This is a genomic window from Flavobacterium sp. CAN_S2, assembly GCF_015752255.1.
GTDB lineage: Bacteria > Bacteroidota > Bacteroidia > Flavobacteriales > Flavobacteriaceae > Flavobacterium.
The window spans coordinates 615,608-642,213 of the sequence record NZ_JADOVA010000001.1; the positions used below are offsets into that span (position 1 = coordinate 615,608).

26 protein-coding genes and 1 tRNA gene are annotated in these 26,606 nt (G+C 34.5%); 10 read left to right on the forward strand and 17 right to left on the reverse strand.

Annotated features, from left to right (window positions below; translation table 11 throughout):
• Positions 1-59 precede the first annotated feature (59 nt).
• The 5 genes from IWX80_RS02775 (at position 60) to groL (ending at position 3,965) form a co-directional block, all read left to right on the forward strand.
• Entirely contained in the window at positions 60-563 is a 504-nt protein-coding gene (locus IWX80_RS02775) for an LptE family protein (protein WP_121364480.1), read from the forward strand.
• A gap of 81 nt (positions 564-644) precedes the next feature.
• Positions 645-1,496, forward strand: a complete 852-nt coding sequence (locus IWX80_RS02780) for a tetratricopeptide repeat protein (RefSeq protein ID WP_196852071.1) — start codon at positions 645-647, stop codon at positions 1,494-1,496.
• Positions 1,497-1,499: 3 nt separating this feature from the next.
• Complete coding sequence (gene secG, locus IWX80_RS02785) at positions 1,500-1,844, forward strand: preprotein translocase subunit SecG (RefSeq protein ID WP_113634855.1); 345 nt, start codon at positions 1,500-1,502, stop codon at positions 1,842-1,844.
• A 136-nt stretch (positions 1,845-1,980) separates the two neighbouring features.
• Entirely contained in the window at positions 1,981-2,256 is a 276-nt protein-coding gene (locus tag IWX80_RS02790) for a co-chaperone GroES (protein ID WP_007137725.1), read from the forward strand.
• A gap of 80 nt (positions 2,257-2,336) precedes the next feature.
• Positions 2,337-3,965 (forward strand): chaperonin GroEL, encoded by a 1,629-nt coding sequence (gene groL, locus IWX80_RS02795; protein WP_196852072.1) that lies wholly within the window; start codon positions 2,337-2,339, stop codon positions 3,963-3,965.
• A 72-nt stretch (positions 3,966-4,037) separates the two neighbouring features.
• Here the strand turns inward: groL and IWX80_RS02800 are convergent, their stop codons facing one another.
• The 5 genes from IWX80_RS02800 to xrtF all read right to left on the reverse strand — a co-directional run bounded on the left by IWX80_RS02800 (position 4,038) and on the right by xrtF (position 8,200).
• The gene (locus IWX80_RS02800; protein ID WP_113634852.1) at positions 4,038-4,718 is read right to left on the reverse strand and encodes a DedA family protein; all 681 of its coding nucleotides are present in this window, start codon (positions 4,716-4,718) and stop codon (positions 4,038-4,040) included.
• A 223-nt stretch (positions 4,719-4,941) separates the two neighbouring features.
• Entirely contained in the window at positions 4,942-6,297 is a 1,356-nt protein-coding gene (locus IWX80_RS02805; protein WP_196852073.1) for an MBL fold metallo-hydrolase RNA specificity domain-containing protein, read from the reverse strand.
• A gap of 44 nt (positions 6,298-6,341) precedes the next feature.
• On the reverse strand, positions 6,342-7,172 hold the full coding sequence (locus IWX80_RS02810) for an ATP cone domain-containing protein (RefSeq protein WP_196852074.1): 831 nt from the start codon (positions 7,170-7,172) through the stop codon (positions 6,342-6,344).
• Between the two features lie 58 nt (positions 7,173-7,230).
• A complete protein-coding gene (locus IWX80_RS02815; protein WP_196852075.1) occupies positions 7,231-7,674 on the reverse strand; it encodes an exosortase F system-associated membrane protein in 444 nt (147 codons plus the stop codon).
• Complete coding sequence (gene xrtF, locus IWX80_RS02820; RefSeq protein ID WP_196852076.1) at positions 7,652-8,200, reverse strand: exosortase family protein XrtF; 549 nt, start codon at positions 8,198-8,200, stop codon at positions 7,652-7,654. The genes IWX80_RS02815 and xrtF overlap by 23 nt, the downstream gene beginning before the upstream one ends.
• A gap of 75 nt (positions 8,201-8,275) precedes the next feature.
• Between xrtF and IWX80_RS02825 the strand changes: the two genes are divergently transcribed.
• From IWX80_RS02825 to rpe, 5 genes are all read left to right on the forward strand, one after another.
• Positions 8,276-8,731 carry a GAF domain-containing protein gene (locus IWX80_RS02825; RefSeq protein WP_196852077.1) on the forward strand — a complete coding sequence of 152 codons (456 nt, stop codon included), beginning with the start codon at positions 8,276-8,278 and terminating at the stop codon, positions 8,729-8,731.
• 155 nt (positions 8,732-8,886) lie between these two features.
• Positions 8,887-9,153 (forward strand): 30S ribosomal protein S15, encoded by a 267-nt coding sequence (gene rpsO, locus IWX80_RS02830; RefSeq protein ID WP_113634840.1) that lies wholly within the window; start codon positions 8,887-8,889, stop codon positions 9,151-9,153.
• A 237-nt stretch (positions 9,154-9,390) separates the two neighbouring features.
• Positions 9,391-11,532: a polyribonucleotide nucleotidyltransferase gene (locus tag IWX80_RS02835; RefSeq protein ID WP_196852078.1), complete on the forward strand. Its 2,142-nt coding sequence runs from the start codon at positions 9,391-9,393 to the stop codon at positions 11,530-11,532.
• A gap of 163 nt (positions 11,533-11,695) precedes the next feature.
• A complete protein-coding gene (locus IWX80_RS02840; protein ID WP_007137700.1) occupies positions 11,696-12,559 on the forward strand; it encodes a sigma-70 family RNA polymerase sigma factor in 864 nt (287 codons plus the stop codon).
• A 519-nt stretch (positions 12,560-13,078) separates the two neighbouring features.
• On the forward strand, positions 13,079-13,741 hold the full coding sequence (gene rpe, locus IWX80_RS02845) for a ribulose-phosphate 3-epimerase (RefSeq protein ID WP_196852079.1): 663 nt from the start codon (positions 13,079-13,081) through the stop codon (positions 13,739-13,741).
• 36 nt (positions 13,742-13,777) lie between these two features.
• Here rpe and IWX80_RS02850 read toward each other — a convergent pair whose 3' ends face one another.
• The 12 genes from IWX80_RS02850 to mraY all read right to left on the reverse strand — a co-directional run bounded on the left by IWX80_RS02850 (position 13,778) and on the right by mraY (position 26,594).
• Complete coding sequence (locus IWX80_RS02850; protein WP_196852080.1) at positions 13,778-14,578, reverse strand: zinc-dependent peptidase; 801 nt, start codon at positions 14,576-14,578, stop codon at positions 13,778-13,780.
• An 84-nt stretch (positions 14,579-14,662) separates the two neighbouring features.
• Positions 14,663-14,736: transfer RNA gene (locus tag IWX80_RS02855), tRNA-Arg, on the reverse strand.
• A gap of 71 nt (positions 14,737-14,807) precedes the next feature.
• The gene (locus IWX80_RS02860) at positions 14,808-15,257 is read right to left on the reverse strand and encodes a GatB/YqeY domain-containing protein (protein ID WP_196852081.1); all 450 of its coding nucleotides are present in this window, start codon (positions 15,255-15,257) and stop codon (positions 14,808-14,810) included.
• Positions 15,258-15,547: 290 nt separating this feature from the next.
• Positions 15,548-17,485 (reverse strand): cell division protein FtsZ, encoded by a 1,938-nt coding sequence (gene ftsZ, locus IWX80_RS02865; RefSeq protein ID WP_196852082.1) that lies wholly within the window; start codon positions 17,483-17,485, stop codon positions 15,548-15,550.
• Positions 17,486-17,544: 59 nt separating this feature from the next.
• Complete coding sequence (gene ftsA, locus IWX80_RS02870) at positions 17,545-18,927, reverse strand: cell division protein FtsA (protein WP_196852083.1); 1,383 nt, start codon at positions 18,925-18,927, stop codon at positions 17,545-17,547.
• Positions 18,928-18,933: 6 nt separating this feature from the next.
• Positions 18,934-19,656 carry a cell division protein FtsQ/DivIB gene (locus IWX80_RS02875; RefSeq protein WP_196852084.1) on the reverse strand — a complete coding sequence of 241 codons (723 nt, stop codon included), beginning with the start codon at positions 19,654-19,656 and terminating at the stop codon, positions 18,934-18,936.
• Entirely contained in the window at positions 19,643-20,992 is a 1,350-nt protein-coding gene (gene murC / locus IWX80_RS02880) for a UDP-N-acetylmuramate--L-alanine ligase (RefSeq protein ID WP_196852085.1), read from the reverse strand. Before murC ends, IWX80_RS02875 begins: the two co-directional genes overlap by 14 nt.
• Positions 20,993-21,028: 36 nt before the next feature.
• The gene (gene murG / locus IWX80_RS02885; RefSeq protein ID WP_196852086.1) at positions 21,029-22,120 is read right to left on the reverse strand and encodes an undecaprenyldiphospho-muramoylpentapeptide beta-N-acetylglucosaminyltransferase; all 1,092 of its coding nucleotides are present in this window, start codon (positions 22,118-22,120) and stop codon (positions 21,029-21,031) included.
• A 30-nt stretch (positions 22,121-22,150) separates the two neighbouring features.
• A complete protein-coding gene (locus IWX80_RS02890) occupies positions 22,151-23,437 on the reverse strand; it encodes an FtsW/RodA/SpoVE family cell cycle protein (RefSeq protein ID WP_196852087.1) in 1,287 nt (428 codons plus the stop codon).
• A gap of 76 nt (positions 23,438-23,513) precedes the next feature.
• Positions 23,514-24,845 (reverse strand): UDP-N-acetylmuramoyl-L-alanine--D-glutamate ligase, encoded by a 1,332-nt coding sequence (gene murD / locus IWX80_RS02895; RefSeq protein ID WP_196852088.1) that lies wholly within the window; start codon positions 24,843-24,845, stop codon positions 23,514-23,516.
• Between the two features lie 123 nt (positions 24,846-24,968).
• A complete protein-coding gene (locus tag IWX80_RS02900; RefSeq protein ID WP_196852089.1) occupies positions 24,969-25,322 on the reverse strand; it encodes a four helix bundle protein in 354 nt (117 codons plus the stop codon).
• A 42-nt stretch (positions 25,323-25,364) separates the two neighbouring features.
• Positions 25,365-26,594 (reverse strand): phospho-N-acetylmuramoyl-pentapeptide-transferase, encoded by a 1,230-nt coding sequence (gene mraY / locus IWX80_RS02905; RefSeq protein ID WP_113665167.1) that lies wholly within the window; start codon positions 26,592-26,594, stop codon positions 25,365-25,367.
• Between the last annotated feature and the right edge of the window lie 12 nt (positions 26,595-26,606).

The window sequence follows — 26,606 nt, forward strand, 5'->3', positions numbered from 1 at the left end:
AAATGAATATATTTGAACCAAACTTTAGCAAATTAGCGAGGCAATTTTTAAAATAAAAAATGAAACATATAAAACTTATTCTTTTTTCAATACTTATATTGAGCATCAATAGTTGCTCGGTTTATAACTTTACAGGAACCGGTAAAATTGACGCCGAAACATTTCAAGTGGGCTTTTTTCAGAATAATGCGGAGTTAATCGAACCCGGAATTGATCGTACATTTACATTAGAACTACAAGATTTGATTCAGAACCAAACCAATTTGAACTTAGTTAAAAACGGTGCTGATTTGTCATACGAAGGAGAAATTGTCGATTATAGAATAAGTCCAATGACAGCAACAGCGGATCAGAGAGCTGCTCAAAACCGTCTGACGATTCGTGTGAATGTTCGTTTTACCAATAAGAAAAAAGAAGCAGATGATTTTGAAAAACCATTCACCTTTTTCTATGATTATCCTGCAGAACAACAATTAACAGGCGCGACTTTGAATAGTGCTTTGAAAGATATTTTTGAAAGAATAACGCAAGATATTTTCAACGAATCATTAGCTAAATGGTAAATGAAGTGTTGATTCGGTAATTTGTTGATTCGGTTAATCTGAGAACAAATAAACGAATAACCAAATAAACGAGTAACCTTTATGAATGTAACCGATTATACTTATTTGATCAACAAACCCGATGCTATCCATGAAAAGCAAACCGAGGCTTTGGAAAAAGTACTCGTTGAGTTTCCTTATTTCCAAAGTGCCAGAGCAATTCAGTTAAAAGGACTTTACAATCAAAACAGTTTTAAATACAATGCGGCTTTAAAAATAACAGCTGCCTATTCAACGGACAGATCGGTTTTATTTGATTTCATTACATCAGACACGTTTACTTCTATTCATAAAAGTCTATATGATAGAAAAGCACTTGAAATTTTAGACATACAAGTAATCGATAGTGAGATTATTATTGCTGAACAAAAGTCTGAACTTAAAATAAACACATTAGAACAATCGATTCTGACCTTAATAAAAGAAGCCTCTCCAATTGAAAAAGAAGGTACTTCAATTACCGTTGAAGAAAAACTAGCTATTGGAACACCGTTAGATTTCTCTAAAAAAGAACAACATTCCTTCCAAGAATGGCTTCAGCTTTCGCGTACCGAACCTATCAAAAGAGAAAATGAGCAACCAAGAAATGAGCCTACTCCTATTGTAGATGCCGACAAAAGAAAAAAAATAGAACTTATTGATAAATTTATTGAAACGAGTCCGAAGATTTCTCCAGTAAAACATGGCGTACCTTCTACCGTTAGTTTCGACCTAAATGCAGCGGACAATTCTTCGTTGATGACAGAGACTTTAGCTCGCGTTTATTTGGAACAAAAAAAATATCAAAAAGCGATTCAAGCTTATGAAATATTAATTTTGAAATATCCAGAAAAAAGTAGTTTCTTTGCAGACCGCATAACGGATATTAAGATTTTACAACATAATAATAATTAAACAATGAGCACATTTTCAATTTTTTTAGTTTTAATAACTATAGTTTGTTTTCTATTAATCGTAGTAATCATGGTTCAAAACCCTAAAGGTGGCGGATTATCATCTACAATAGGTGGTTCTCAAATGCTGGGTGGCGTACAAAAAACAACTGATTTTTTAGACAAAAGTACTTGGACATTAGCAACTATACTAATTGCACTTATTTTACTTTCTAGCTTAAGCTTTACAGGAACATTAAGTGATACAGATTCTAAAATCATTGAAAACACAGGAAGTACAGCGCCAGCCGCAAACACTCCAGTTGCTCCTGCTCAAAACACACCTGCTGCAACAAATCCAGCACAATAAATTATTACAACATATTCTAAATGCCAGCCTGTCAAAGCTGGCATTTTTTATAAGAAATTATGTCAGTTTGATTAGGATGGCATAATTTCTGAAATCTTTATAGACGTTAAAATAAATAATCTAAAAATATAAAATCATGGCTTTAAACATTAAACCACTTTCAGACAGAGTTCTTATCGAACCCGTTGCAGCTGAAACAAAAACTGCTTCAGGGATTTTTATTCCAGATACAGCAAAAGAAAAACCACAAAAAGGAACTGTTGTTGCTGTTGGTAACGGAACGAAAGAACATACAATGACTGTAAAAATTGGTGATTCTGTTCTTTACGGAAAATACGCTGGAACTGAATTAAAACTAGAAGGAAAAGATTATTTGATCATGCGTGAAGACGATATTTTAGCAATTATCTAAATAGTATTAAGTCCTAAGAATTAAGTATCAAGACAACTTGAAACTTTAAACAAATTAAACTTTAAACAAAAAGCAAAGAAATGGCAAAAGATATAAAATTTGATATAGAAGCACGTGACGGATTAAAACGCGGTGTTGATGCATTGGCAAATGCAGTAAAAGTAACTCTTGGACCAAAAGGTCGTAATGTAATTATTGGAAAAGCTTTTGGCGGACCAAATGTTACTAAAGATGGTGTTACCGTTGCAAAAGAAATTGAATTGAAAGATCCATTGGAAAACATGGGTGCTCAAATGGTAAAAGAAGTTGCCTCTAAAACGAATGATTTAGCTGGAGACGGAACTACAACTGCAACAGTTTTGGCACAAGCTATTGTAAAAGAAGGTTTGAAAAACGTTGCTGCAGGAGCTAATCCTATGGATTTGAAACGCGGTATTGACAAAGCGGTTGAAGCGATTGTAGCTGACTTGGCAAAACAAGCAAAAGTAGTAGGAAGCGATTCTGAGAAAATCAAACAAATTGCTTCGATTTCAGCTAACAATGACGAAGTAATTGGTGAGTTAATCGCTACTGCTTTCGCAAAAGTTGGAAAAGAAGGCGTTATTACTGTTGAAGAAGCTAAAGGAACTGATACGTATGTTGATGTTGTAGAAGGAATGCAATTTGATAGAGGATATCTTTCTCCATATTTTGTGACTAATTCAGAAAAAATGGAAGTAGAATTGGAAAATCCTTACATCCTTTTGTACGATAAAAAAGTTTCTTCTTTAAAAGAATTATTACCAGTTCTTGAGCCAGTTGCGCAATCTGGAAAACCATTATTGATTATTGCTGAAGATGTTGATGGTGAAGCATTATCTACATTGGTTGTAAATAAATTACGTGGAGCTTTGAAAATCGCTGCTGTAAAAGCACCTGGTTTTGGTGACAGAAGAAAAGCAATGCTTGAAGATATTGCTATCTTAACAGGTGGAACTGTAATCTCAGAAGAAAGAGGATACACTTTAGAAAACACAACTATCGAAATGTTAGGAACTGCTAAAAAAGTGACTATCGATAAAGACAATACAACGATTGTAAGTGGTGCTGGTGAAGCTGACATTATCAAGAATCGTGTTAACCAAATCAAAGGTCAAATGGAAGCTACAACTTCTGATTATGACAAAGAAAAGTTGCAGGAACGTTTGGCTAAATTAGCTGGTGGAGTTGCTGTACTTTATGTTGGTGCTGCTTCTGAAGTAGAAATGAAAGAGAAAAAAGATAGAGTTGACGATGCACTTCATGCAACTCGCGCTGCTGTTGAAGAAGGAATTGTTGCTGGTGGTGGTGTTGCTTTATTGAGAGCTAAAAATGCACTTAGCACAATTAAAGCTGATAATGCTGACGAAGCAACAGGAATCCAAATTGTATCTCGTGCCGTAGAATCTCCATTAAGAACTATTGTTGAAAACGCAGGTCTTGAAGGTTCAGTTGTTGTAGCAAAAGTTGCTGAAGGTACAGGTGACTTTGGGTACAATGCAAAAACTGACGAATATGTTGACATGCTTAAAGCAGGTATTATTGATCCTAAAAAAGTAACACGTGTAGCATTAGAAAACGCAGCTTCGGTTGCCGGAATGATATTAACTACTGAATGTGCTTTGATCGATATCAAAGAAGATAATGGTGGCGGAAACCCAATGGGTGGAGGTATGCCAGGAATGATGTAATAGCATCTTCCTTAAAATAAAAAACCGTCTCGATTATATCGAGACGGTTTTTTTATGAGTTGTAATTTTTTCTTATTCTTGAACTTTTGATTTTTTACTGAACTTGTAAATTACGGGTAAGACCGTTATTCCAACTAAAATCAAAACAATTAATTCGATGTGTTCTTTTAAATCAATTTGATAATTTTCAAGTAAGAAACCATATAAATAATGTCCGGCAAAAATTAATGTAAACGACCAGATAAATGAACTCAGGACATTATAAAACATGAATTTTTGTTTATCCATGGACACAATTCCTGCTACTATAGGCGCAAAGGTTCTAAATATTGGAAGAAAACGAGCAAAGATGATTGCTTTTCCACCGTATTTTTCAAAAAAGTCTTTGGATTGAACTAAATATTTTTTCTTAAACCAAAAACTATCTTCCTTGTTGTACAAATAGTATCCACTTTTTGAACCAAACCAGTATCCTACTACATTTCCTAAAATTCCTGATAATGCTACAAGAGTTGATAAAAGAACAACATTTATAAAATCGTTATCAATAAATAAAATATTCTCTATTAATTCTCGGCTGTAAATTCCCGCCAAAAATAACAAACTATCACCTGGCAAAAAGAAACCAGCAAAGAGGCCTGTTTCGGCAAATACAATAAATAAAACTATGTAAATACCCAATTTAATTCCATTAACATCAAAATGAATATAAAAAAGTGGGTCAATTAAATTCTTCCAATCAAAATCGTTCATTCTTAGGTTTTTTATGCTAAAATTATTCGTGCGTGAAAGTACGGATAATATATCTTAACAACAATTTATTGCTTTATTTTAAAGTTTTATTAACGGTTCAGTATATCACTTCATTTTGAATATAAATTAGACAACAAAGTTTCTAAAAAACGTCACAAGAATTACCTCATTTTCTCACCGACTTAATCGCAATATTAATGTGGAATTTCAGTAAATAAAAGATTTATAACTCAAATTCTTGCTCCATTAAAGGAATTTTACAGTCAAAACCATATTTTTCCTGAATTTTTATTCGTAGTTCATCCATCGGCTCATTTTCACCATGAACTAAAAACACTTTTTTGGGTTTATTTTCCAATTTTGACAACCAATTCAACAAATCGTTTTGATCTCCATGCGCTGATAAACCTTGTATTTCTAGCACATTTGCTTTTACCGGATAATATTGCCCATGAATTTTAATTTCTGTTGCTCCTTCTAATAACTTTCTTCCACGCGTTCCTTCCGCCTGATATCCTACAATAATCAAAGTAGTTTCCGGAAGACCAATATAATGTTCGAGATAACTCAAAACCCTTCCTCCAGTTACCATTCCGCTGGCTGCTATCACCACTTTAGGTTGTTCATCAAAAATCACCTCCATGGTTTCCTGATAATCTGAAACTAATGAAAACATTTCACTCATTTCGGCACATTCTTCCAAGGACAATTTGTGCCACTTTTGGTTATTCGAAAAAATATTTAGCGCATTGATTCCCATTGGAGTATCGATAATGTATGGAATATGAGGGATTCTATCTTCTTCCCTGAGTTGCCACAATAGATACATGATGGTTTGGGCACGCTCTACGGCAAAACTCGGAATAATAATCGTTCCACCTTTATTGACGGTATTATTTATATACATTTCCAATTCTAATTTGGTGTCCGTTTTAGGATGAATACGATTTCCGTACGTACTTTCCAGAAAAACATAATCGGCTTTTTTAGGTTTAGTTGGCGGAAACATCAACACATCATCATCGCGGCCAATGTCCCCTGAGAAAACTAAGGTTTTATTTTCAAGGGTTAAAGCAATACTGCATGCGCCCAGAATATGTCCTGCATTGGTATAAACAGCTTCGATTTGAGCATCTAAAGCAACAGCCTCATTAGTTTCAATTACTCTAAATAGTGGAAAAACATTCTCGGCTTGTTCAACGGTATAAAGAGGTTCAGCAATTTCATGTTTCGAATATTTCCCTTCATTGGCATTATTAGCCTCTTCTTCCTGAATCTTTGCACTATCTAAAAGAATTATTTTGGTAATATCTTTTGTGGGCCTTGTACAGTATATTTTCCCTGAAAAACCTTGATTAACTAATCTTGGCAACCAGCCGCAATGATCTAAATGTCCATGAGTGAGCAAAACAAAGTCTATTGTTGATGCCAAAACAGGCAAAGGTTCCCAGTTAAGTTCGCGCAACGGCTTTAATCCTTGAAACAATCCACAATCAATCAAAATCCGAATTCCGTTACTTTCAATTAATGTTTTAGAACCGGTTACAGTTCCCGCACCACCTATAAATCTTACTTTCATGGGATTTGATTTTTAAAATTAAACTGACAGTACAAACTTACTACTTAAAAATACCTACATAATTCTGATGCCTCTTTCAGCACATTTTTCATCCGATTTTCACTTAATCCAATCCTATTGAGACAATCCGAATTGTTAATTATTTCCTTTACTAAAATGACATCTAGAATTAGCAACTTATCTTTTTCAGCGAGAGACAAAGTTGTCAAACAGGTGACTGGATAAAGCGAATTAGTATCATTTTTGGTTTTCAAATTATTGTCCGCTGGATAGTTCCAGCTCAGCAAACTCAATTCGGAACATTTAGAAAATGTAATTGCATCTGCAGTGAAACGGTTATTAGTAACAATCCAGCATTTAGAAACGATATCTTTTTGGTCAAAAATAGGATGCTTCCTTTCTTTTATATCATTAAAACGAGACAAAATATACATTGGAACTTTCACATCAGAAGCAACATCTCTGCCCGCATGATATTTACATTCGACCATAGCTATAGTTTCATTTTTGTTGACCAAAACATCTATTTCATGCGAAACACATTTTCCTTGCAAAGTCAAATTGGTAATCGTTTTGTAGTTTTCCGCAACAAAAAGACGGGCTATATATTTCTCGAAAAAGAAACCTGCTGGACCTAAAAGCCGAATTGCTTCTCTTAAATTATAACGTGCTGCATGGGAATTAGCACTTTTTTTCAACAGCGAAAAAGCCATTTTATAGATTTCTTTCGTAGAAATACCTTCATACATCTGCTTTTTTATGGCACTAAGTATGGCATCAACCACAACAGTACTTGCACCTGATTTTAATAGAGATTTTTTGAGTTTATCTGAGTTAAATTCTACAATATCTCCAGAATGTTTGATGATTTTCATATTCGTAATGTTTTAATAAACAAACTCTTAAATCACCACTAAAGATACGGAAAAAAGACTACTTATTTTGTTTTTGATAATAAAATCCCGGAACAAATAACAACACAAAAATAGGTTGGATTAAAAACCTACGGACATAAAATAGAATCCAATTACTATTTTCATTTGCGTAATAGACAATGTAGAAAAAAGCAGCCATTAAAATCATGAAGAAAAAGTAATACAGTGCAAAAGCAAACTTCACCATTGTCACATCTTTGAAGAGGACGTAGATAATACCCAATGAAATAGCGGTATTTAATGTATATCGGAAAAATAATCCTAAAAATAATTTTGTCGAATTAAAACTTGGCAATCGTAGCTTGGCAAAATCTTTTTTGAAAAAATCCAAAAAAGGATCATAGAATAACTCATTTTCAAAAGCACGAACCAGCACTAACAATGCCACCAAAAAAAGGAATTGCAGAACTCGAATTTTGTTATTTAGTATCTTTTGAAGCATATTTAGAAAAATTACGAACCCAAATTAACCACAACATAAAAACTACACCATAAATATACAAAGGAAAAAGGACTCCGTGTAAAAACGGCTCTTGTTTTGGAAAATAAAAAATCAGGGCACTTAAAGCCGCAATTCTCAAAACATTCAACACATAAATAAGTAGGCTTCCGCCAAAGATAAAAAGTAAGGTTGTTTGTAGCCTTCCTGAAAAAGCGACCACAAATGAAATGAACAAAATAATTACGCTGATTGCATTGCAGCCTTCGACAATTCGGGCAACATATTTATCATTGAAAAACAACTTCATAAAAGAATGTGTTGCACTTTCTTCAATGTAGGATTGGTCATTAAATAATTGCATAACCCATTGTGTATTATCACTCACTATTCTGGTAATAGAATCCATTTCGTTTTCTTCAAAACCATTAAGATATTGCTGATACAAAAAAGTCAGTACTATATATGTCAAAAAAAAAGTGCCAAGAAAAAGCAAAAACGGTTTGTAGAGAATAAAATATTTTTTCAAAATCAAATTTTTAACAAATTTATGTAATTTTTGAAACTGGCTTTAAATACTTTTGCATAAATAAAAATTAAAAACATGACATTTCAAGAATTACAACCAAAAATAACCGAAATCACTTTAAACACTGCACAATCCAGAGACGAAAAACTTTTATCTATTTGTCAATTGCTTAGCGACTCCATTTCCTATTACAATTGGGTTGGATTTTATTTTGCAAATCATGAATCTAAAACATTGCACTTAGGACCTTATGTAGGAGCAGAAACAGATCATACGGTAATCCCTTTCGGAAAAGGAATTTGCGGACAAGTAGCCGTTTCTAACGAAAATTTTGTAGTTCCAGACGTTTCGGCGCAAGACAATTACATCGCTTGTAGTTTTACTGTAAAATCAGAAATCGTGGTACCGCTTTTTGTAAACGGAGAAAACATAGGTCAAATTGATATTGACAGCCATGTAATAGATCCTTTCACTGAAGAGGATGAAAAATTCCTAGAGTTTGTGAATCAAGAAATTGCGAAGTTATATTAAGATTTAAAACAATGCATCACTGGCAATTCATAAATGCTTCGCCAATTCACAAATAAAGAAAGGTTTATTTTGTTCTTGTCATAATTATTTTTACTTTTGCAGCCGTCATATAATAGATGTATGACATACATAAAAATCATTAAACAAATATTGGAATGTATTTAACTAAAGAGATTAAAGAAGAAATCTTCGCTCAACACGGAGAAAAAACAAACACAGGAAAAGCTGAAGCGCAGATTGCTTTATTCACTTTCAGAATTAGCCACTTGACTGAGCACTTGAAAAAAAATCGTCATGATTATAATACAGAGCGTTCATTAGTATTGCTTGTAGGTAAAAGAAGATCTTTGTTGGATTACTTGAAGAAAACAGAAATCAACAGATACCGTGAAATTATCAAAGTATTGAATATCAGAAAATAATCAATATAAAAGAGGTGCGAAAGTGCCTCTTTTTTTATTTTACAATTTAAAGTCTAAAGGTTCTATTTTGGTCCTGACACAAAAGGGATTAGAATCAAGACTACACCATAAAGTCTGTACTAAATTAGTACGGATGAATAAAAAAAGTTTGGTTTTTCATTGGGTTTTAGGCATTAACTACGCAAAACAACAACTACAACACAACTAGAACCCATGTTTAACTAATAAATTAAATTTATGATTCCACAATTATTTGTAGAAAGTATCGATTTAGGTGATGGCAGAAACATCACAATCGAGACAGGTCGTTTAGCCAAACAAGCTGATGGATCTGTAGTAGTAAGAATAGGAAAAACTGTTATTTTAGGAACAGTAGTATCTTCAAGAAAAGCAAGTCCAGGTATCGACTTTTTACCACTTACGGTAGATTACCGTGAAAAATTTGCTGCAGCAGGTCGTTTTCCTGGTGGTTTCTTTAAAAGAGAAGCGCGTCCAAGTGATAACGAAGTGTTAACAATGCGTTTAGTAGACCGTGTATTGCGTCCACTTTTCCCAGATGATTATCACGCCGAAGTGCAGGTTATGATTCAATTAATGTCTTACGACGAAGATGTTATGCCAGATGCATTAGCTGGTTTAGCCGCTTCAGCAGCATTAGCTTTGTCTGACATTCCTTTCGAAACTTTAATTTCTGAAGCTAGAGTTGGAAGAATTGATGGTAAATTCATCATTAATCCAAGTCGCGCACAATTAGCATTATCTGATATCGATATGATGATTGGAGCTTCAATGGATTCTATCGCGATGGTAGAAGGTGAAATGAAAGAAATTTCAGAAGCAGAAATGTTAGAAGCAATTAAATTTGCACACGAACACATCAAAAATCAAATTGCTGCTCAACTACGTTTGCAAGCTGCTTTTGGGAAAAAAGAAGTTCGTACCTATGAAGGAGAAAGAGAAGATGAGGCTATTTATGCAAAAGTAAAAGACGCATCCTACGATAAAATTTATGCTATTGCAAGCAAAGGTTCTTCAAAACAAGAACGTACAGCTTCATTTGCAGAAGTAAAAGAAGAAGTAAAAGCATTATTTACAGAAGAAGAATTAGCCGCAAATGGCGATTTAGTTTCTAAATATTTTTACAAAACTAACAAAGAAGCGGTTCGTAACGTAACCCTAGATTTAGGAACACGTTTAGACGGAAGAAAAACTACCGAAATCAGATCAATCTGGAGTGAAGTAGATTACTTACCATCTGTTCACGGATCAGCATTGTTTACTCGTGGAGAAACACAAGCATTGGCAACAGCAACTTTAGGAACCTCTAGAGAAGCAAACCAAATTGACTCTCCATCAGAACAAGGTGAAGAAAAATTCTACCTACATTATAACTTCCCTCCTTTCTCAACTGGTGAAGCACGTCCTTTAAGAGGAACTTCAAGAAGAGAAGTAGGTCACGGAAACTTGGCTCAAAGAGCATTAAAAAACATGATTCCTACTGATTGTCCGTATACAATTCGTGTAGTATCTGAAGTTTTAGAATCTAACGGTTCATCTTCTATGGCAACAGTTTGTGCTGGAACATTAGCACTTATGGATGCTGGTATTCAAATGATTCGTCCAGTTTCTGGAATTGCGATGGGATTAATTACTGACGGAGAACGTTTTGCTGTATTATCTGATATTCTTGGTGATGAAGATCACTTAGGAGACATGGACTTTAAAGTAACTGGAACTTCTGTAGGAATTACAGCTTGTCAAATGGACATCAAGATTGATGGTTTGAAATACGAGATTATGGAAGCAGCATTAGCGCAAGCTCGTGACGGTCGTTTGCATATTCTTGGAAAATTAATCGAAACTTTAGCTGAGCCTAAAGCAGATGTTAAAGCGTATGCTCCAAAAATTATTACAAGAAGAATTCCTAATGCATTTATTGGTGCGTTGATTGGACCTGGTGGAAAAGTGATTCAAGAATTACAAAAAACAACAGGAACAACAATTGTTATCAATGAAGACCCAACTACTGAAGAAGGTGTTATTGAAATCTTAGGAACAGATCCTGCTGGAATTGAAGCAGTATTGGCTAAAATTAAGTCAATCACTTTCAAACCACAAATGAATGAAGCCTATGATGTGAAAGTAATCAAAATGCTTGATTTTGGTGCAGTAGTAGAATACCTAGAAGCTCCTGGAAATGAAGTATTACTTCACGTATCTGAGTTAGCTTGGGAACGTACTGAAAACGTTTCTGACGTTGTTAAAATGGGCGATGTTTTTCAAGTGAAATACTTAGGTATGGATCCAAAAACAAGAAAAGAAAAAGTGTCAAGAAAAGCACTTTTGCCAAGACCTCCACGTGAGGAAAGAAAAGAGTAATCAGATCTTAAGTTTACTAAAGGTTTATTTATAGGAAATCCCGTTTCATGAATTTGAAACGGGATTTTTGTTTTTATTTACTTTATTTTAAAAACAATTGTAACTTTTCTGAAACTCCATACGTATAATCATTTGTACACTTAAAAATTGAGGAGACAAAAACATGAGACAACTTAAAATCACCAAGCAGGTAACAAATCGTGAAACTGCATCATTAGACAAGTATTTACAAGAAATTGGAAAAGTTGACCTTATTACCGCTGACGAAGAAGTAGAATTAGCACAAAAGATTAAAGCTGGTGACCAGAAAGCATTAGAGAAATTGACAAAAGCCAATTTACGTTTCGTGGTTTCGGTGGCAAAACAATATCAAAATCAAGGGTTAACGCTTCCCGATTTGATTAACGAAGGAAATTTAGGATTGATAAAAGCAGCACAACGTTTTGATGAAACTCGTGGTTTCAAATTCATTTCGTATGCCGTTTGGTGGATTCGTCAATCTATATTACAAGCATTGGCTGAACAATCTCGTATCGTTCGTTTGCCTTTGAACAAAATTGGTTCTATCAATAAAATCAACAAGATGTACGCTTTATTAGAGCAATCTAACGAGCGTCCACCATCTGCTGAGGAAATTGCAAAAGAACTTGACATGACCGTAAATGACGTAAAAGAGAGCATGAAAAACTCTGGTCGTCACTTATCAATGGATGCACCTCTTGTAGAAGGAGAAGATTCTAACCTTTACGACGTTTTACGTTCAGGCGAATCTCCAAATCCAGACAGAGAATTAATCCACGAATCATTGCGTACCGAAATCGAGCGTTCATTGGAAACATTAACTCCAAGAGAAGCTGATGTAGTTCGTTTGTACTTTGGTCTTGGCGATCAACACCCAATGACATTAGAGGAAATCGGGGAAACTTTCGACCTAACTCGTGAGCGTGTGCGTCAAATCAAGGAAAAAGCAATCCGCAGATTAAAACACACTTCTAGAAGTAAAATACTAAAAACCTATTTAGGATAGTACAGTCAAATGCTACAAAGTCAAAAATCATATCGTCCAACAACAGTATGATTTTTGACTTTCGGCTTTCGACTAATAAGTAACGACGGTCTGATTAACTGTTCGTTTTTTGATTGATGATTGAAACTCCGGCTGATTACCGGAGTTTTGCTTTTTTCAGCAAAACTCCAGTCAGTTCGAGCTTCGCTCTCGGGTTTCCGGAGTTTTATTTTTTAAATCTGAATTCTTTTCACTTTTCACTTTTCACTTTTCACTTTTCACTTTTCACTTTTCACTTTTCACTTTTCACTTTTCACTAATATGGCGTAACCCTCCGTAAAAACTACGGGTCAGGCTTTCGGCTTTATCTCTCCGTTACACTTCGAGGATACTGCCTCTATCCTTTACGCAAATCACAGGATAATTCACTAATTGAATCTATAAAAAACTTTCTCCAATTGCTGCAAAAAAACTACTTTTGCACAAACAATACAATCTGTAAAGAAACACCGCAGTGCATCTCTACACAACAACTACACAATGAAGAATACACTTATTGCACCATCAGTGCTTGCTGCCGATTTTGGTAATCTACAACGCGACATCGAAATGATTAACAACAGTGAAGCCGATTGGTTTCATATCGACATCATGGATGGCGTTTTTGTTCCAAACATTTCTTATGGAATGCCCGTTTTAGAAGCCATTAATCGCCATGCAAAAAAAACAATTGACGTTCACTTGATGATTGTCGATCCAGACCGTTACATTAAAACTTTTGCTGAATTAGGTGCCAATATTCTAAGCGTACACTATGAAGCTTGTACACACCTTCACAGAACGCTACAAGCAATAAAAGCCGAAGGAATGAAAGCTGGAGTTGCCATTAATCCACATACTAATATTGACTTACTAGAAGACGTGATCAATGACATTGATTTAGTTTGCATCATGAGTGTGAATCCTGGTTTTGGAGGACAATCTTTTATAGAAAACACCTATACTAAGATTGAGAAGTTAAAAGCTTTAATCATTAAAAAAGGAGCATCTACAATCATTGAAGTTGATGGTGGTGTAACCAATAAAAACGCAAAACAATTAGTGGAAGCTGGAGCTGATGTTCTGGTGGCTGGAAGCTTTGTTTTCAAAGCCGAAAATCCAACGCAAACGATACACGATTTAAAGAAGCTAACAAACTTCTAAAAAAAATGGCGCTCAATGCGCCATTTTTTATTTCAACTATTCTTCTTTGAAATTAATCATGGAAGCAACATGCGCATACAATTCTGGATGGGAACTTTTAAAAACACGTGGAGTTTCAAAGAAATGTTCCAAGATAACCGATAAAAATTCGAATTGATTTTCATAGGCGTACAGTCTAAAATAATCTTTTTGAGTAAGTTCGTTATTTAAAACTGGATCGCTGTAATATTTTAGGACCGCATTGAATTCATCAAAAAAAACAATCGCACTTGGATCATTACTTTTCAAACAATGGAAATGCAATACATGTGAAAACTCATGTAAACCCAAATTTATATTATCATTTGAAGCTGAATGTCCGATGAAAAAATCTTCCCATGAAAAAACCACAGCTTTCATTCTGGGATTAAATTCTCCTTTGTGATGCGCTTGATTTACGGTAGAAAAATAATTGGAAGGATAAATAATTATTTTGTCGAACAAATTCACTAGATAATTTCTCATCCCAAAGGTTAACATCACATACGTTCCCGCAATCAATATTTGCATTTGCTCCGTAACATTAATTTCTTTGCCAATGAACTGATATTTAGCGATAAACTCAATGATCCGATGTTCAAAATACATTTTCTTCTTAGCAGAAAGCCTATTATAAAACGCAAAATCATTTACTAAAATTTGGCGTTGACTTAATTTTAATTTCTTGGAAAAAGGATACCAATGAATATATAGTGGCTTATTAAATAACAATACATAGGTTGGCTCAACAACTCTAAAAATTAAAAGCAGGAGAAATAATGTTCCAAAAAGTATTGAAATAAAAAGCTGTAGTGACATGTTTTTTTTACCTATTTAAAGACGAAAATGCTTCAAAAGAATTCAAGCCAACTTGATTTTTTGAAGCATTTTTATATGTGTTTGTGGCCGCGACAGGGTTCGAACCTGCAACCCTCAGAGTCGAAATCTGATATTCTATCCAGTTGAACTACGCAGCCATTTGATTTAAGATTGCTGATTAACGATTTTAGATTTATGATCTAAAAACATTAATCTTGAATCCAAAATTTTATGTCAATAGTTTTTTCACTATTGTAGAAATTGTTTTTCCTTCGGCTGTTCCACCTAATTGAGCTGCAGCCAATCCCATTACTTTTCCCATTGACGCAATTCCTGACGCTCCAGTTTCTGCGATGATTTTTGCTATCACTGCTTCAACTTCTGCTTCGCTTAATTGTGCCGGTAAGAATTTTTCGATTACAGCAATTTGAGCTAATTCTGGTTCAGCTAAATCCAAACGATTTTGCTCCGTAAAAATCCTAGCACTTTCTTTACGAGTTTTCACTAATCTTTGTAGCAATTTAACCTCGTCATCATGTGTTATTTCTTCTTTTGATCCTGATGCTGTTTGAGCTAAAAGAATTTCGGATTTAATAGCTCTTAAAGCTTCTAATGCAACGGTATCTTTGGCTCTCATGGCGGTTTTCATTTCGTCCATGATTAGTACTGATAAACTCATAATCTATATTGTTAATTGCGTTAATCCATTATTTGATTAACCGATTTATTGAAATGCTACTTTAAAAAAAAACGATTTTTGTCCTGATGACAGTAAAAATCAGTCCATATTTAAGGCAAGACTTGAAACGACTGCTCTTTTAAGGCTTGACAAACTTAAAGAATTTTACTCGGATTTACAACAACAGATTGTCTCCTGTAAGAGATAAGTCTTGTAACTTCTTATGGTGGAAAAAAGTAGCCCGAAAATTAAATATAATTTTCGGGCTACTCATTTTTATATTGCTTTTATTAATCTACGTTATCGTGCAAATAAGAATTATTTGAACGTAACTGTAAATCATTATTACTGTCTGTTCCTACAGATATTCTTGAATTTGTATTATTCGCTTGATTGTTTGATATGTCTATTCCCAATCTTTTGTAAGCTGGTTCTTTTTCATACTCATCAATTTTAGAAACATTGTTGTGGAACTTATAATTGAATTCCTTCAATTTTTTTCTTCTTTCATCTGCTCTCATTCGCAATGATTCTTCAATAGTCATTTCGGTAGCAGCAATATCTTCAAAATCAACTGGATTAATCACAGTTCTTTCCACTTGTTTCATGGTGATATTTAACTCCTCCGGAATAACAACTTCTGGCGTTTTTGCAATTGGCTTAGGCATGAAATCAGGCTCCGCTTCCATATATTCTTCTAGAGAATATTTGATAATTCCATTATCCGTTAATTCCGTAACTGGTACAAACTGAACTGCTTCATTTACTTTAATGTCACGTGTTTCATTCGTTAGCTCATACATCACTTTACTTTCTTCAACTTGAGCTACTGGCTCCGCTTTAAAAAGTGGTAGATCAAAAGAGAAAGTAGTTTGTTCTTGTCTTTCGATTGCTTTTGGCTGCACCGCTTTTACTTCAGCAACAGGAGAGGAAATTGTGAAATCAATATCTGTAATTGGAGAAACAATTTCGAAAGTCACATCTAAATTTTTAATAAATTCAGACATCACCATCAACTCTTCTTTATTGATTGTTGGCGAGGTAACCACTGGCTCAGGCGCAACAACTGTATCTTCCACTAAATCAAAAACAATTCTTTCGTTAGAGTTTGTAACCGGTGATGACTCCGTGTTCAAATCAAATCCAGCAACAGTTTTATTACTTAAATTGTGTACACTTCTTTGTTCGTCCTCTAGTGTGTGAATTATTTTTTTAGGTTCCGTGTTTACGATTCCATTTTGTTGTTCAATATCAAAACCAGTAGCGATTATGGTTACAGCGATTGAATCTCCAAGTGATTCGTCTTCACCAACTCCCATGATAATATTAGCATTATGACCCGCTTCGATTTGAATATGATCATTAATTTCTCCTATTTCATCAATTGTAATTTCATTAGTTCCAGAAACGATAAGCAACAATACGTTTTTGGCACCAGTAATTTTGTTATCATTCAACAAAGGAGAATCTAAAGCAGCGATAATTGCTTCCTTAGCTCTGTTTTCACCAGAAGAAATAGAAGATCCCATAATAGCAGTTCCGCTGTTATACAAAACTGTCTTAGCATCTCTTAAGTCGATATTTTGAGTATAGTGATGCGTGATTACTTCAGCAATTCCCCTTGAGGCAGTTGCCAAAACTTCATCCGCTTTTGAAAACCCAGCTTTGAAACCAAGATTACCGTAAACTTCTCTTAATTTATTATTGTTGATAACAATTAATGAGTCGACCTGTTTGCGTAATTTTTCAATACCGATTAAGGCTTGTTCCTGACGCACTTTCCCTTCAAACAAGAAAGGTAAAGTCACAATTCCTACCGTAAGAATATCTCTTTCTTTAGCCAATTGTGCGATAACTGGTGCAGCACCTGTTCCTGTACCACCACCCATTCCGGCAGTGATGAAGACCATTTTAGTATTGCGATCCAACATTTTTTCAATCTCGGAAATACTCTCGATAGCGGATTGTTGTCCCACATCAGGATTTGCTCCAGCTCCAAGTCCTTCTGTCAAATGCACTCCCAACTGGATTTTATTAGGCACAGAACTACTCTGCAAAGCTTGAGAATCCGTATTACATACGATAAAATCTACGCCTTTGATCCCTTGCTTGAACATGTGATTTATGGCGTTACTTCCGCCTCCACCTACACCTATAACTTTTATCACATTTGATTGATTCTTTGGTAAATCAAATGAAATACTTCCAAATTCTGAGTCGCTCATCATTTTATTTGGTTTTTGAAATTGTTATATTATTAATTCTTATATTTTTTGGGGCTCTACCCTTATTCTGCGTTGTCCAAAAAGTCTTTAATCTTATCTACATAACGATCAAAGAAATTTCTTTGTATTCTGTTTACGGTAGAATTCTGTTTCTCATTCGCATTTTGATCTTCCACCTCTTCTACCTTTTCAGGAGCCTCATAAACTGGTGTTTGAACCACCGTCGGTCTGTAAACAGGTGCCTTAGGTTGTTCTACAGCATCAATTCGCACAGCGCTTTGTGTTTTATTCTCAATGCTTTTCATCACTAATCCAACTGCAGTTGCGTACAAGGGACTTGAAATCTCCTCATCTGAATTTCCAGCTAAATGTTCGTTTGGATATCCAATTCTAGTATCCATTCCGGTAATATATTCCACTAACTGTTTGATGTGTTTCAATTGAGCACCACCACCAGTAAGTACAATCCCTGCAATTAGTTTTTTTCTAGGATCTTCATGACCGTATGCTTTTACTTCTGTAAAAACCTGATCTACAATTTCCACAACACGAGCATGAATTATTTTAGACAGATTTTTTAACGAAATCTCTTTTGGCTCTCTACCTCTCAATCCCGGAATAGAAACAATTTCATTGTCTTTATTTTCTCCTGGCCAAGCAGATCCAAATTTAACTTTCAATAACTCGGCTTGCTTTTCAATTATAGAGCATCCTTCTTTTATATCATCTGTAATCACGTTTCCTCCGAAAGGAATAACCGCAGTGTGACGAATAATTCCATCTTTGAAAATTGCCAAATCAGTTGTACCACCACCGATATCGATAAGCGCAACTCCAGCTTCCTTTTCTTCCTGACTTAAAACAGCATCAGCTGAAGCCAACGGTTCTAATGTCAAACCTGATAATTCAATTCCAGAACTTTGAATACATCTTCCAACGTTACGGATTGAAGAAGCCTGTCCTACTACAACGTGAAAACTAGATTCCAATCTTCCGCCGTACATTCCTATAGGTTCTTTGATCTCAGATTGGCCGTCAATTTTGAATTCTTGAGGCAAAACATGAATTATTTCTTCGCCTGGTAACATTGCCAATTTATTGACTTGATCAATCAATAGCTGAATATCATTCCCGCCGATAACCTCTTCGGGATTATGTCTGCTGATGTAATCTGTATGTTGGATACTACGGATATGCTGTCCTGCAATTCCAACTACTACGTCTTTTATTTTATAGCCTGAATTAATTTCGGCTTCTTGTATCGCTTGTTGTATTGATTGTATGGTTTGAGTAATGTTGTTTACAACGCCTCTTGCCACACCTAAACTTTTAGACTTTCCAACACCTAAAATTTCTAGTTTGCCATATTCATTCTTCTTGCCTATCATGGCAACTATTTTAGTTGTCCCAATATCTAGACCTACTGCAATATTCTCTTTTTCCATTATCTATTATTTAGTGCAAACTACTTGATCCGTAAATCGGAGGTCAATTTTTTTATATTTATACAACGAACTATCTAAAACTGCTTTTTGAAAAAAAGCTTTATAATTTTTAAATTTACGCTCCACATTAATCAAAATACCAAAATCTATTTGATAATCAAAATTTCTGTTGTGCATTTTTAAGCTTCCGTTAGGCATAATTTCAATTCCAATGATGTTTTTTTTCAAAAATGCATCGTTATAAATTACGCGAAATAATTCGGCTAAATTTTCGTTATTATCTTTATTTATCCCCCCTGAAACAAGTGGAACTCGGGCTGTAAAATTTGCTGACAACGGCATTCTATTCCCTTCGTAATCAATATAAAAAGAACCTCCTTCGTCAAAAACTCTAGCAATAGGAGTTTTTTGTTTTACCACTGCTTTTAACACACCATCAATGCTCACAAAAACATCTGATTTTTCAATCATTTCTTGTGAATCGAGATTTGTTTCCAGCTTATTCAAATCTAAATTAACTTTTTGAATGCTGGATGCCTCTCTATTATTTTCTATTAACAATTTATTAACCGTTTCTTGCTTTACAAAAGGAGCGTCATCTCCTACAAAAATAACGACAGATTTGGCCAATTTTCTATTTTCATTTCGTTTTGACGTGAAAGAAAAAAGAAAAACAACCAATCCAAACATCAGTAATAATCGAATATTTGTCCAATTAAAGAGTTTCATTTATCGCTTTTTTTATAGATGGCACTAATTCTCCAATGTCACCTGCACCAATTGTGACAATTACAGTTGCGGTACTCTCTAAAATTGTTGCAACCAAATTATTTTTAGCCACAATTTTCTTATTATTATTTGTCATTTTATCCATCAGCCATTGTGAATTTACGCCGTCAATCGGTTGTTCACGAGCCGGATAAATATCTAATAAAATAATCTCATCAAATGCAGATAAACTTTTGGCAAAATCATCAGCAAAATCTCTTGTTCTGCTAAACAAATGCGGTTGAAAAGCAGCTAAAACCTTTTGGTTTGGATACAACTCCCTAACGGCTTGATGCACCGCATTAATTTCGGTAGGATGATGTGCGTAATCATCTATGTAAACTTTAGCTTCCGTTTTTATTTGATACGAAAATCTTCTTTTTATTCCTTTAAATGATGCTACGGCTTTTGCAATGGCATCGGTTGGGGTGCCGAATAAATTTGCCATTGCAATAGCCATCAATGCATTCATTAAATTATGTCGTCCCGGTAATCCAAAATGCAAATCTCTGATTATCTCGGTAGGTGTTTGCACATCAAAAATGTAACTTCCATCTCCTATTCTAACATTGAAAGCTTTATAAGTTGCATCTTCATTGACCGCACAAATAACTCCTTCTATTGGTAATTCTTTGGTGATAAAAAGCTTGCTCTTGTCTTCAATTTTCGAAGCAAATTCTATAAAAGATTCTTCTATAGCCTCACTAGTTCCGTAAATATCCAAGTGATCTGCGTCCATAGATGTAATACATGCAATATTGGGATACAAGTGCAGAAATGAACGGTCAAATTCATCGGCTTCAACAACGGTAATCGTCTTTCCGCTTCCTATTAAATTTGAATTATAATTTTCTACTATTCCACCAATAAAGGCAGTGACATCTGCGCCACTTTCTTGCAAAATATGTCCTAATATCCCTGAAGTGGTCGTTTTTCCATGCGTACCGGCTACAGCAAAGCAAAAGGTATCTTTTGTAATTAATCCTAAAACTTCGGCTCTCTTTTTTATTTCAAAGTCTCTTTCTAAAAAATAATTCCATTCTGAATGCGAAACTGGAACTGCCGGAGTAATAATTACCAAAGTGTTTTCGATATAAAAATCCTTTGGAATCAAATCAATATTATCTTCAAAATGAATTGAAATGCCACTTTCTATTAATTCATTCGTCAGAGTAGAAGGAGTTTTATCATAACCGGAAACTTGCTTTCCCAAGTTCTTGAAATAGCGGGCTAGATTGCTCATCCCGATTCCTCCGATTCCTATAAAATAGACGTTATGTATTTGATTCAGGTTCATTTTCGTTTTCTTTTTTGTCTATTATCTTAATTCTTTCTATCTGATTAACTTCACAATTTCATCTACAATTTGTTTTGTAGCTTCTGGAAGAGCCAGTTGTTTAATGTTTTTACCCAGCTGCTTTTGCTTTTCTGGATCTTTCACCAGCGATTCAAATACCACACTGAATTGCGAATCGAGTTCGGATTCTTTTAATAACAAAGCTCCTTTCTTATCCACTACAGCTTGGGCATTTTTAGTTTGATGATCCTCTGCTACATTCGGAGAAGGAATGAAAATCACCGGTTTCCCTACGATACATAATTCTGAAACTGAGGAAGCTCCGGCACGTGAAATCACAATATCCGCAGCGGCGTAAACTAAATCCATTCGGTCAATAAAAGAATGAATCTGAATATTTTCATTTTCTTCAACACGTTTATATTCATCAAAATACAACTTCCCACATTGCCAAATCACTTGTATATTATGAGCAGCGAACGTTAAAATCTCTTTAGCAATTAACTGATTTACTCTTCTTGCGCCAAGACTGCCACCTAATACCAAAAGTGTTTGTTTATTAGGATCTAAATTAAAATAACGTATCGCCTCTTCTCTTTTACTGTCAATATCTATTAAATCCTGACGCACTGGATTCCCTGTCAAAATCATTTTGTTTTTTGGAAAAAAGCGCTCTAGATTCTCGTAAGCAACACAAATTTTATTTGCATTCTTGCTCAACAATTTATTTGTAATACCAGGATATGAATTTTGTTCCTGAATAACGGTAGGAATGCCGGCAAACTCGGCTACTTGTAACAAGGGCCCACTTGCAAATCCTCCGGTTCCAATAACCACATCTGGTTTGAAATTCCGAATTATTGTTCTCGATTGTAATAAACTTGAAAGAAGTTTTACAGGGAAAAGTGCATTATCAAATGTTAGTCTTCGTTGCAATCCTGCAATCCAAAGTCCAATGATTTTGTAACCCGCCTGTGGTACTTTTTGCATTTCCATTTTATCTTTGGCACCAACAAAAAGAAATTCTGCATCTGGAAAACGAGATTTTAATTCATTTGCAATAGCAATTGCAGGATAGATATGTCCACCTGTTCCACCACCGCTTAATATGAATTTATACTGTTTCATTATTCCTGATTTCTAATTTTCTAAAATGACTTACTTATTTAAAACTGCATGCATTGGGTTCTTCGCTTTATCTTCAATTGAATATGCTTCTGCTACAGCACCATCTTCTTCCAATTCTCTATCAATCAATTTTTGAAGTGCTTCTTCTCTTTTGGCAGCATCTTTCATTTCCTGTGCAATTTCTTCTTCTTTTTTGGTTACACTTATAATAATTCCAAGTGCAAAACAAGTCATCCAAATAGAACTTCCCCCACTACTTATAAGTGGCAATGTTTGCCCGGTAACTGGCAATAATTCTACTGCAACGGCCATGTTTACCATCGCCTGAAATATCATGGGAAAACCTAAACCGACCACTATTAATTTTCCAAATAGCGAATTGGCTTTGTGCGAAGCTATAACAAATCGAAACAACAATAATAAATACAACGACAGTACACCCAAACCTCCAATAAGTCCATATTCTTCAACAATTATAGCAAAAATAAAGTCGGAAGAGGATTGCGGCAAAAAGTTCTTTTGGATACTTTTCCCTGGACCTAAACCGTATATTTTTCCCGAAGCTATCGCAATTTTAGCTTTTTCTATTTGGTAATCATCCTCGCCCGGTTTGTCACTTGTAAAATTGTCAACACGATTGATCCACGTATCAACCCGGTTTGGGAATGCATCTGGAAATGCTTTAGCGATAAGTATAAAAAAAGCGAGAAATACGATTCCTGATCCCACTACAATTCCAATATAGCGCAATGGATATTTACCAATAAAAACCAACATTAATACCATCGAAAAAATTAAGGCCGTTGTCGAGAAGTTAGCTGGCAAAATAAATAACAATGTAACAAAAACAGGAATCCAAAGCTCCAGTACTGAAGACTTAAAATCAATAGGTACTTCTCTTGCCTTAGATAAATACCGAGCAACAAAAATAAACAAAACCATTGAGGCCAATGTTGAAGTTTGAAACGTAACTCCTATAAACGGCACCTGTATCCATCGACTGGCATTGGCACCTGCAATTACTGTTCCTTTTATTAGAGTGTAGGCCAATAAAACCCATACAATATACAGCGCCCCTTTAGAAATAGCTTTAAAATAGTGATAAGGCACTTTATGCACCATAAAAATAATGGTAAAACCAATACCAATATGCATGATATGCTTCACTAAGTAACCTAAAGTATTTCCGTTTCCCTGACCAATGTAAGCCAAATTACTACTCGCACTAAAAACAGGCATAAACGAAAACAAGGCCAATAAGGCCACAAATGACCAAATTCCTTTATCTCCCTTTAAATTGTTTATTAGTTGTTTCATTTTAAGTTTGGTTTAAAGTTTCATTTGATTTAAAGTTTAAAGTTGCTCAACCTTATACTTTAAAACTTAAACTTTTTTATAAATTTTTAACAGCTTGTTTGAACTGATTTCCTCTGTCTTCATAATTCTCGAATAAATCAAAACTGGCACAAGCAGGCGATAATAAAACAGTATCACCTTTTTCTGATAATCGTTGTGCCATTCTCACTGCATCATCCATGTTAGAAACTTCAATCATCATATCGACAACATTACCAAAAACATCAATGATTTTCTTGTTATCCACACCTAGGCAAATAATAGCTTTTACCTTTTCACGAACTAATGACATCAATTCGTTGTAATCATTTCCTTTATCTACACCACCAACAATCCAAACAGTAGGTGTATTCATGCTGTCTAAAGCAAAAAAAGTAGCGTTAACATTCGTTGCTTTTGAATCATTAATATATTGAACGTTCTGGATTTTCAAAACTTTCTCAAGACGGTGTTCTACTCCCTGAAAATTAGAAAGACTCTCGCGAATTGTCGCCTTTCTTATTTGCATTAATTTTGCCACAGAGGTTGCTGCCATTGCGTTTTTCATGTTATGTTTTCCTTCTAAAGCAATGTGTTCTGTGTCCATTGTAAATTCTTCTTGATTGATCTTTATTTCCATTTTGTTATTTTTTATATAAGCCCCTTCGCTGAAAATTTTAGTCAATGAAAAAGGAATTAATTTTGCTTTTGTTGTGTGCGTTTTGAACCATTCATTAATAGCTTCATCATCTGCATCGTATATGAGGTAATCTTCCTCCGTTTGATTCATCGTTATTCTGAACTTTGCATCAATATAATTTTCATACTTGTAATCGTAACGATCTAAATGATCTGGACTGATATTCGTAATAATGGCAATATGCGGTTTGAAATCTACAATCCCATCGAGTTGAAAACTACTCAACTCCAGCACATAGGAATCGTATTTATTATCAGCAATTTGCCAGGCAAAACTCTTCCCGATATTTCCTCCCAATCCAACATTTAATCCTGCTGATTTCAGCAAATGATGGGTTAGCATTGTTGTTGTTGTCTTTCCATTACTTCCGGTAATCCCAATAATCGTAGCATCTGTAAAAGGGGCAGCAAACTCAATTTCTGAAATAACAGGAATTCCTTTTTCCAAAAGCTTTTTTACTATTGGAGATTTATCAGGGATTCCAGGGCTTTTCATCACCACATCTGCATTCAAGATTAAATCTTCGGTATGTTTTTCCTCTTCCCAAGCTATTCCATTGATGATAAGAATCTCTTTGTAATTGCCTTTTATCTTTCCAAAATCAGATACAAAAACTTCATATCCTTTTTTCTTACCCAGAATAGCGGTCCCAACACCACTTTCGCCTCCACCTAAGATTACTAGCCTCATACTATTTTAATTAAAAATTGAGAATTAAAAATTAAAAATTTCGGATAGTAATTAATTGAATTCGAGTAGTTCTAATTTCTCGTTTTCAATTTTTGTTTCGTAATTTTTAATTTTATATTTTTTCTACATTTTCCCTTTTAAGGTTATTATAATTTTTGCTAATATTTTGCAAATTTCTTCAGCTTCAGCATAAATACTTTCAAATTCACTAATTGAAATATAATCTGTTTCTTTTAGCAATTTTAACCAATAAATCGTTTCTCTTGCTTCCTTGTATGAAATCTCCAGTTTAAATAAAAACTCTTTATCAGATCGCCCACCTATAGATTCTTCTATATTTGCACCAATTGATGTCCCACTTCTTAAAATCTGTTTACTCAAAACAAATTCCTTTTTTTTAGTGGTTAAATATTTATATAAATTAATTATCCTAACGGCAAAAAGAAATGATTTTTGTTGAATAATATTTTCTTTCATTCGAGAATTATTAATTTTTAATTTCTGATTTTTAATTGAAAATTATCTTAATTTTAAGGTAACAATTGACAATATGGCCAGCATTATAGCAACAATCCAAAAACGGGTGACAATTTTACTTTCGTGATATCCTTTTTTCTGATAATGATGATGCAAAGGCGACATCAGAAATATTCTTCGGCCTTCGCCAAAACGTTTCTTGGTATATTTAAAATAACTTACCTGAAGTACTACAGAGAAATTTTCGACTAAGAAAATTCCACATAATAACGGAATCAGCATTTCTTTACGGACAGCTATTGCTAAAACCGCTATAATTCCACCTATCGTCAAACTTCCTGTATCTCCCATAAAAACCGAAGCTGGATACGAGTTGTACCAAAGAAATCCAATCAATGACCCCACAAATGCCGCTATAAATACCGTCATTTCCCCTGAATTCGGGATATACATAATATTCAGATAATTAGAGAAAATAATATTTCCCGATACAAACGTGAATATTCCTAGCGCAAGCACTGAAATTGCCGAAGTTCCTGCTGCCAGTCCGTCAATTCCATCCGTTAAATTAGCTCCGTTAGAAACGGCAGTAATAATAAAAATCACCACTGGAATAAAAATCAACCAAGCCCATTTTTCATATCCCTCACCCGTCCAAGCCAGTAATTCAGCGTAATCAAATTCATTATTTTTAAAAAAAGGAATTGTTGTCGCTGTAGACTTCTCCTCAATTGGCGCAGGCAGAATCACGGTTTCTGTTGGTGCTTTAAAAATATCTGAGCTAGAAGTATCAGTACGAACCGTTACACCAGCATGAAAATAAAGAACAATCCCTACAATTAAACCCAAACCTACTTGCCCTACAACTTTGAATATTCCTTTTAAACCTTCTTTATCTTTTTTGAAAATTTTAATATAATCATCTATAAACCCTATTGTACCCATCCAAAGTGTGGTTACAATCAACAAAACGATGTAAATATTATGCAGTTTGGCAAAAAGAATTACCGGAACTAGCGTAGCAAAAATGATGATTAATCCACCCATCGTTGGCGTACCTGCTTTTTCGTTTTGACCTGCCAGTCCAAGCTCTCGAACAGTTTCTCCTACTTGCTGTCTTTGCAAAAAACGAATTATCATTTTTCCGTAAATTGTTGACAAAAGCAACGATAGCATTAAAGCTAATGCAGATCTAAAAGTAATGTACTGGAAAACCCCTGTTCCCGGGACATCTAGTGTTTTGTCTAAATATTCAAATAAATAATACAGCATATATTTTTGTTT